This is a genomic window from Streptomyces kunmingensis, from assembly GCF_039533535.1.
GTDB classification, from domain to species: domain Bacteria; phylum Actinomycetota; class Actinomycetes; order Streptomycetales; family Streptomycetaceae; genus Streptomyces; species Streptomyces kunmingensis.
Genome location: NZ_BAAATS010000072.1, coordinates 49856 through 56739 on the forward strand (window position 1 = coordinate 49856; position 6884 = coordinate 56739).

At 69.1% G+C, this 6884-nt stretch carries 5 protein-coding genes and 1 pseudogene; 2 read left to right on the forward strand and 4 right to left on the reverse strand.

What is annotated here, in order from left to right; genetic code table 11:
* Positions 1–45 precede the first annotated feature (45 nt).
* The 3 genes and pseudogenes from ABD366_RS42920 to ABD366_RS42930 form a co-directional block, all read right to left on the reverse strand.
* Entirely contained in the window at positions 46–2304 is a 2259-nt protein-coding gene (locus tag ABD366_RS42920) for a DEAD/DEAH box helicase (protein ID WP_324766624.1), read from the reverse strand.
* Between the two features lie 232 nt (positions 2305–2536).
* Positions 2537–3073 (reverse strand): hypothetical protein, encoded by a 537-nt coding sequence (locus ABD366_RS42925; protein WP_344443622.1) that lies wholly within the window; start codon positions 3071–3073, stop codon positions 2537–2539.
* Between the two features lie 158 nt (positions 3074–3231).
* Positions 3232–3297, reverse strand: a pseudogene (locus ABD366_RS42930) (metallopeptidase family protein); the annotation flags it as partial.
* A gap of 100 nt (positions 3298–3397) precedes the next feature.
* Between ABD366_RS42930 and ABD366_RS42935 the strand changes: the two are divergent.
* Positions 3398–5080: a recombinase family protein gene (locus ABD366_RS42935; protein ID WP_344443624.1), complete on the forward strand. Its 1683-nt coding sequence runs from the start codon at positions 3398–3400 to the stop codon at positions 5078–5080.
* A 78-nt stretch (positions 5081–5158) separates the two neighbouring features.
* Positions 5159–6280, forward strand: a complete 1122-nt coding sequence (locus ABD366_RS42940) for an IS630 family transposase (protein WP_324771134.1) — start codon at positions 5159–5161, stop codon at positions 6278–6280.
* Positions 6281–6289: 9 nt separating this feature from the next.
* On the opposite strand, the gene ABD366_RS42945 is transcribed toward ABD366_RS42940, so the two are convergent.
* Complete coding sequence (locus ABD366_RS42945) at positions 6290–6724, reverse strand: hypothetical protein (protein WP_324771135.1); 435 nt, start codon at positions 6722–6724, stop codon at positions 6290–6292.
* Between the last annotated feature and the right edge of the window lie 160 nt (positions 6725–6884).

The window sequence follows — 6884 nt, forward strand, 5'->3', positions numbered from 1 at the left end:
CCCCCGCAAGGGGATGGGCCCGCTTCTGCGAACTAGCGCTCAGTGTCAGCCGTTGCGCTTCCAGCGCGGCTTCTCGTCACGGCGGCCGAACGAGGAACCGGTGGAGCCGGAGCCCGAACCGGCGCCGTCACGACGGCCGTAGGGACGGTGGCCGCCGGCCGAGGGACGGTCGCCCTGGCGGTCGCGGTTGAACGGGCGGTCGCTGCCCCGGTGACCGCCGGACGGGCGGTCGTCGCGGCGGAAGCCGCCACGGTCGTTGTCACGGCGCTCGAAAGGACGGCCACCACGGTCGCCACCACGGTCACCGCGGTCGTCACGGTTGAAGCCGCCACCACGGTTGTCGCGGTTCTCGCGGTTGAAGCCACCACCGGACGGGCGGTCGTCGCGGCGGAAGCCGCCACCACGGTTGTCGTCACGACGCTCGAAAGGACGGCCACCACGGTTGTCGCGGTTGAAGCCACCACCGGACGGGCGGTCGTCGCGGCGGAAACCGCCACCACGGTTGTCGTCACGACGCTCGAAGCCACCACGGCCACCACGGTCGTTGTCACGACGGTCGTCGCGACGGAAGCCGCCACCACGGTTGTCGTCACGACGCTCGAAGCCACCACGGCCACCACGGTCGCCGTCACGACGGTCACGGCGCTCGAAGTTGCCCCGCTCGTCACGACGCTGACGCGGCTGCTCGTACGAGGACGAACGCTCGTCGCGCTCGGACTGCTGCGGAACCTCGGCGGCGACGGCCTCGGCGACCTGCGCGGCGGCGGCCTCCGAAGCGGCGGCGACGGCCGCGGCCACGCCCTCCTCGTCCTCGCCGCGGTCACGGGCGGCGCGGGCGGTGAGGCGGTCGGCCTGGTCGCGCAGCTCGGCGGCGCGACGGGTCGCGCGCTCCAGCTGCTTGGTCAGGCTGGACACCTCGCGCTCGGCCTGCTGCGCGGCGTTGCCCGCGGACTCGGCCTCGACCTCGGTCATGGACCGGGCACCGGTGATCTCCGCGACCTCCGGGTCGAAGGCGGCGCCGCCCTGGATGATGTGACGCCCGGCGTCGACGCCCGCGTCCTCCATCAGCCGGAAGATCTGGCGGCGCTGGTGCGGCAGGGAGAGGGAGACGACCGTACCCGTGCGGCCGGCACGCGCCGTGCGGCCCGCGCGGTGCAGGTAGTCCTTGTGGTCACCGGCCGGGTCCACGTTCAGGACCAGGTCGATGCCGTCGACGTGGATGCCTCGGGCGGCGACGTCGGTCGCGACGAGCGCGTTGACGTAGCCCTTCTTGAAGTCCTCCAGGACGCGGGTGCGCGCACCCTGCGTCATGCCGCCGTGCAGCGCGTCGGCCTTCACGCCCGAGTCGCAGAGCTGCTCGGCGATGCGGTCGGCGCCCAGCTGGGTGCGGACGAAGATGATCGTGCGGCCCTTGCGGGAGGCGATCGCGGCGGTGACCGGCGCCTTGTCCTTGGGCTTCACGATGAGGATGTGGTGCGACATCGTCGTGACGTTGCCCTGCGCGCTGTCGACCTCGTGCGTGACGGGGTTCGTCAGGTAGCGCTTGACCAGCGTGGAGATCTCGTTCTCCATCGTGGCCGAGAACAGCATCCGCTGGCCGCCGGCCGGGACCTGGTCGAGCAGCTCGGTGACCTCGGGCAGGAAGCCCAGGTCGGACATCTGGTCGGCCTCGTCGAGGACGGCGACCTCGATGTTCTCCAGGGAGCAGGCGCCGCGGTTGATGATGTCGCGCAGGCGGCCCGGGGTGGCGACGAGGATGTCGACGCCGCGCTCGAGGGCGTAGATCTGGTTGCCCATCGAGGTGCCGCCGCAGACGACCTTCATCTTCAGGCCGACCTGGTCGCCGTAGGGCTGCAGGGCGTCCGCGACCTGCATCGCGAGCTCGCGGGTCGGGGTGAGGATGACGGCGCGCGGCTTGTGCTTCTCGGTGCGGCCGCCGGCGAGGCGGGCCAGCACGGGCAGGCCGAACGAGAGGGTCTTGCCGGAGCCGGTGCGGCCACGGCCGAGGATGTCCTTGCCGGCCAGGGCGTCCGGGATGGTCGCGGCCTGGATCGGGAAGGGGGTCGTCACACCGTTCTGCGCGAGCTTGCGCACGACCGGCTCGGGCAGACCGAGGTCGGCGAAGGTGAGGGTGGGCTCGGCGTTCTCGACGGCGTCGGTGTCGCTGTCGGCGTTCTCGACGGCCTCTACGGCCTCTACGGCCTCTACGGCCTCGACGACCGCTTCGACGATGTCGGCGTTCTCGACGACGGTCTCGTCGGCGTTCTGGGTGTTCTCGATGGTCTGGTCAGCAGAAATGGACATGCGAAATGCGAAACCTTCCGGAGTTTCGGCACGCGCCCGTCAACTCCGTGTATTCGCGGTTTCGCAAATCGACCGCCTCAATGCGGTCCAGCCACGGCAAGGGAGAGTACGCGCCACGCGGCGCTCCTGTGCGGCGCCGGGCAAATGGGATCAAACGATCTACCACCATACGCACCCCCCACCCCCGAAGGCAAACCGCTTCCCTGAGACGCCGCTCACACCCGCCACAGGGTCAGGCCGGACTCCCGGCCTGCGGTGCCGGCTCCCCCATCAACCGGGGCGCGGCGGCCTGCTGCTCGTGCGCGGACGACGACGGCTCCGCGGTCGTCTGGGACGGCTCGGGCGTGGGCGTCGGCGTCTGCGGGGGCGGCGTCGGCGACGGCGTGTCGCGGGGCGCGGTCGGCTTCGCAGGCGGTGTGCCGCGCGAGGGCGGCGCCTTCGGCGTCGGCGTTTCCTTCGAGGAGGGCGCGCCGCGCGACGCGGAGGCCGACGGCGCCCCGGACTCCCCGGCCGGCGCCGAACCGTCCCGGCCCGCGGAGGCCCCCGGGGCCCGCGCCCCGACGCCGCCCGCGCCACCCGCGCCGCCAGAGATCACCGTGCCCCCGTCGGGCGCGGCGCCCCCGCCGCGGTGCGCCGCGGAGTGCGAGGGTGCGGGCGGGCGCCCGTCGTCGGCCACGCTCATGCACCCGGCGGCCGCGGCGACAGCCACCGTCGTCGCCGCCAGGCGGCTCAGTCGAAGGGCACAAAGCGGTACGGGCAGCTGGCGCACGGGCGAGCACCTCCGGGCACGTGACGGGGTCACCTGTCCCAACTCCGGCGCCCCGCAAGAGGACACGCGCCGCGTGCGCACCGCACAAAGCCCGCACAAAGCGCGGTGCGAAGACCCGTACGAAGACCCGTACGAAGAACGGCCCGGGCCGCGCCCCCTCAGCCGTACCCGAGCGCGTGCAGCCGCGCGTCGTCGATACCGAAGTGGTGCGCGATCTCGTGCACGCAGGAACACCCGTAAGACACCTTGTCCGACCTGGGACCTAGGCTGATCTGCGGGGATAGGGGAGGTTGCATGTCACCACGAGAGCCATTCTCGCGCGCCATGGCCGTTCTGCGCGCGATCTTGTACCTACGGATCTCGGATCTCACGGACACGTCCACGTCGATTCCCCGTCAGGAGAAGGCGGGCCGGGGGCGGGCCGAGGACCTGGGCGCAGACGTGATCAAGGTGTTCAAGGACGAGGACAAGTCCGGGTTCCACACCTACGTGAACCGCCCCGACTGGGAAGCCGCCCTCAACATGCTCCGCGAGCGGCTGGCGGACGTGCTCATCGTCTTCAAGGTGGACCGGGCGACCCGCCAGGGCATCCCCCAGGCGTCGGAGATCATCCGGATCGTCTACGAGACCGGTTGCCGGTTCATCTCCATCGCGGACGGGATCGATTCGAACAACGAGGGCTGGGAGATCCAGCTCACACTTGCCGCGCACCAGGCCCACAAGGAATCCAAGAACACATCCATCCGGGTCACGGACCTACGGGCGGACGAGCGAGACGAAGGCCGCTGGATGGGCAACCGCCCCTACGGCTTCATCGTCACGCCGGAGCGGAAGCTCACGCCGCACCCGAAGGAGTCGGAGATCATCCGCGCCGTCGTGGCCAAGCTCCTGGACGGCCAGTCTCTGCGTTCCGTCGCGAAGTGGATGAATGACGAGGGGTACGACTCCCCGCGTTGGGCCAGCCGGAAGCAGCGCATCGCCCAGCTTGAAGCCAAGGGCGAACCACTCAAGGCGCAGAAACTCCGCGAGAAGCCGATCAAGACCCCGAACTCATGGTCGTGGCCGGTCGTCCGGCAACTGGTCGTCGCCCCCACGCTGGCGGGTTATCTGCCCCACAAGGGTGAGGTGCACCGCCACACCGTGACGGGTGAGATGGTCCGGATCAGCGAGGAGATCATCAGCTTCGCGGACCACACTCGTTTGCGGTCGATGTTCGGGAGCCGGGTTCCGGTCCACTGGACCCGCGATGCCACACCCGGGAACAAGTCCAAGGAGACGGGCCGCGCGGTCACGGGGCTCCTCACGGACTATCTGCACTGCGCCGAGTGCGGGTCGCGAATGTCCTACGACACAGCGTTCGTCCGGAACGGGGAGGTCTGGCCCCGCTACCGCTGTATCCGGCGACACTTCAGCGGCCGATGCCCCGGAGTCCTCATCAAGGGCACTCTCGCTGACGCACTTGTGACCGGAGCCATGGCCAGCCGGCTCGGTGCACTCGATGACGACGACCCCGCCGTACTGGCAATCGCGCAGCGCTGGGCAGACATGAAGCATCCGGACCGCAAGGCGCGGCGCTCTCAGCTCGAAGCACTGATTCGGGAAGAAGAACAGTTCCTTGACCGCTTGGAGGCGGAGAAGCTGAACGGTCTCTTTCAGGGAGCACGAGGAGAGGCCCGCTTCAAGCGCCGCTACGACGAAAGTAACGGGCGGTTGGACGGATACGAGAAGGAGTTGAGCCAGCTTCCGCAGGGAGGGGCGCTCGACATCACGTTCCTCCGGGACATGATGCTCTTCGAGGAAGCGTGGGAAGTCTGGCCGCTTGCGGAACGGCGGGAGATCATCGGTCTCGTTCTCGAACGTGCGTGGGTCGTCAAGGCCCGCAAGACCGGCGTTCGTCCCACCATCGATCGCTTCCGATTCTGGTGGGTCGGGGAGGAGCACCCGGAGGACATGCTCTTCCCCACCACCCTCTCGGGACTAGCAGACTCACCAAAAACCCTTAACTAGTGCTCTGACCGGGAAGGTTCGCCGGGTCGACTGTTCCAGCGGTTGGATGTGACGTCCGATCCGACCGCAGGGGGCGTGGTGGCAGAGCCTGTCCGTGTGCGCAGGTTGACCGACCAGGAGGGGCAGAAGCTGCAACAGATCGTGCGCCGGGGCAGCACCAGCTCGGTGCGCTACCGGCGCGCGATGATGCTGCTGGCTTCGGTCGGCGGCAACCGGGTCCCGGTGATCGCCCAACTGGTCCAGGCTGACGAGGACACGGTCCGCGACGTGATCCACCGGTTCAACGAGATCGGCCTGGCCTGCCTGGACCCTCGGTGGGCGGGAGGCCGTCCCCGCCTGCTCTGTCCTGACGACGAGAACTTCGTCGTCCAGACGGCTACCACCCGCCCGACCAAGCTCGGCCAGCCCTTCACCCGCTGGTCCATTCGCAAACTCGCCGTCTACCTGCGGAAGGTCCATGGTCGCGTGATCCGCATCGGCCGTGAGGCGTTACGGTGCCTGCTAGCCCGCCGCGGCATCACCTTCCAGCGCACCAAGACCTGGAAGGAGTCGCCGGACCCTGAACGCGACGCCAAGCTCGACCGCATAGAGCAAGTCCTGGACCGCTTCCCCGATCGCGTGTTCGCGTTCGACGAGTTCGGCCCGCTCGGCATCCGACCCACCGCCGGAGCCAGCTGGGCCTCCGCCGGCCACCCCGAGCGGCACCCCGCGACCTATCACCGCACCCACGGGGTGAGGTATTTTCACGGCTGCTACTCCGTCGGCGATGACGCACTGTGGGGCGTCAACCGCCGCAAGAAGGGCGCCAACAACACGCTGGCAGCGCTCCGATCGCTCCGCGCGGCCCGCCCGGACGGCGCTCCGATCTACGTCATCCTCGACAACCTGTCCGCCCACAAGGGCGAGACCATCCGGCGCTGGGCGAGGAAGAACCGGGTCGAGTTGTGCTTCACCCCTACCTACGCCTCCTGGGCCAACCCGATCGAGGCCCACTTCGGACCCTTGCGGCAGTTCACCGTCGCCAACTCCAACTACCGCAACCACACGGCCCAGACCCGAGCCCTGCACGCCTACCTCCGCTGGCGCAACACCAATGCCCGCCACCCCGACGTCCTCGCCGCCCAGCGCCGCGAACGCGCACGCATCCGCGGCGAGAAGGGCATCCGATGGGGCGGGCGCCCCGTCGGTGAAGCAGCGTGAGTTCAGGTCTCAGGTCTGAGGTTCGCCCCGCAGGTCAACGAAGCCGGTTTCGATGTCGCCGCGGAAGGTGAGGGCTTCTTCGCCGATACCGAGAGCATCGAGCAGGAGGCCGAGGGCCGCGTCGATGTCAGCCTGGGCGCGGCTAACCCAGACGAAGACATCAGGGCAAGGGCTGCCCTCCAGTCGGCTGAGCGCAAAGTCGATCTTCTGGATGCTGAACATCGCCGCATCCACTGCGCCCAGGTCCTCCCAACCCCGTTCGATGTTCAACCGCAGTCGCGCGGCCAGTACATCCAGCGACGGCGACAGGCCGGCAACCAGCCGGAAGGAGCTCGCCGCGTACTCCCACATGCTGGTCTGGAAGGCCGGGTTTCGCTTGCCGCCCTGATACTCCAGTGCGCGTTCCCAGTCCGACTCCGGCCCAGGAACCTCGACCTCCGCCATGCGCCCTCCCCACCCCGCCCCTGAGCTGTGACCCCTCACTCTAGAAGCTCAGCTCCTGGCGTCACGGATCACCAACTCGGTGAACGTATGCGGTCACAGCACTAGTAGGACTCCGTTAGGTCTGTCTCGGTCGTGGTGTGGTGTGTGACCTGCTGGGCAG

Bases quoted from the DNA above. Each gene is read 5' to 3' on its own strand.
- ABD366_RS42920 (WP_324766624.1), bottom strand. From the start codon at position 2,304: ATGTCCATTTCTGCTGACCAGACCATCGAGAACACCCAGAACGCCGAC.
- ABD366_RS42935 (WP_344443624.1), top strand. From the start codon at position 3,398: ATGGCCGTTCTGCGCGCGATCTTGTACCTACGGATCTCGGATCTCACG.
- ABD366_RS42945 (WP_324771135.1), bottom strand. From the start codon at position 6,724: ATGGCGGAGGTCGAGGTTCCTGGGCCGGAGTCGGACTGGGAACGCGCA.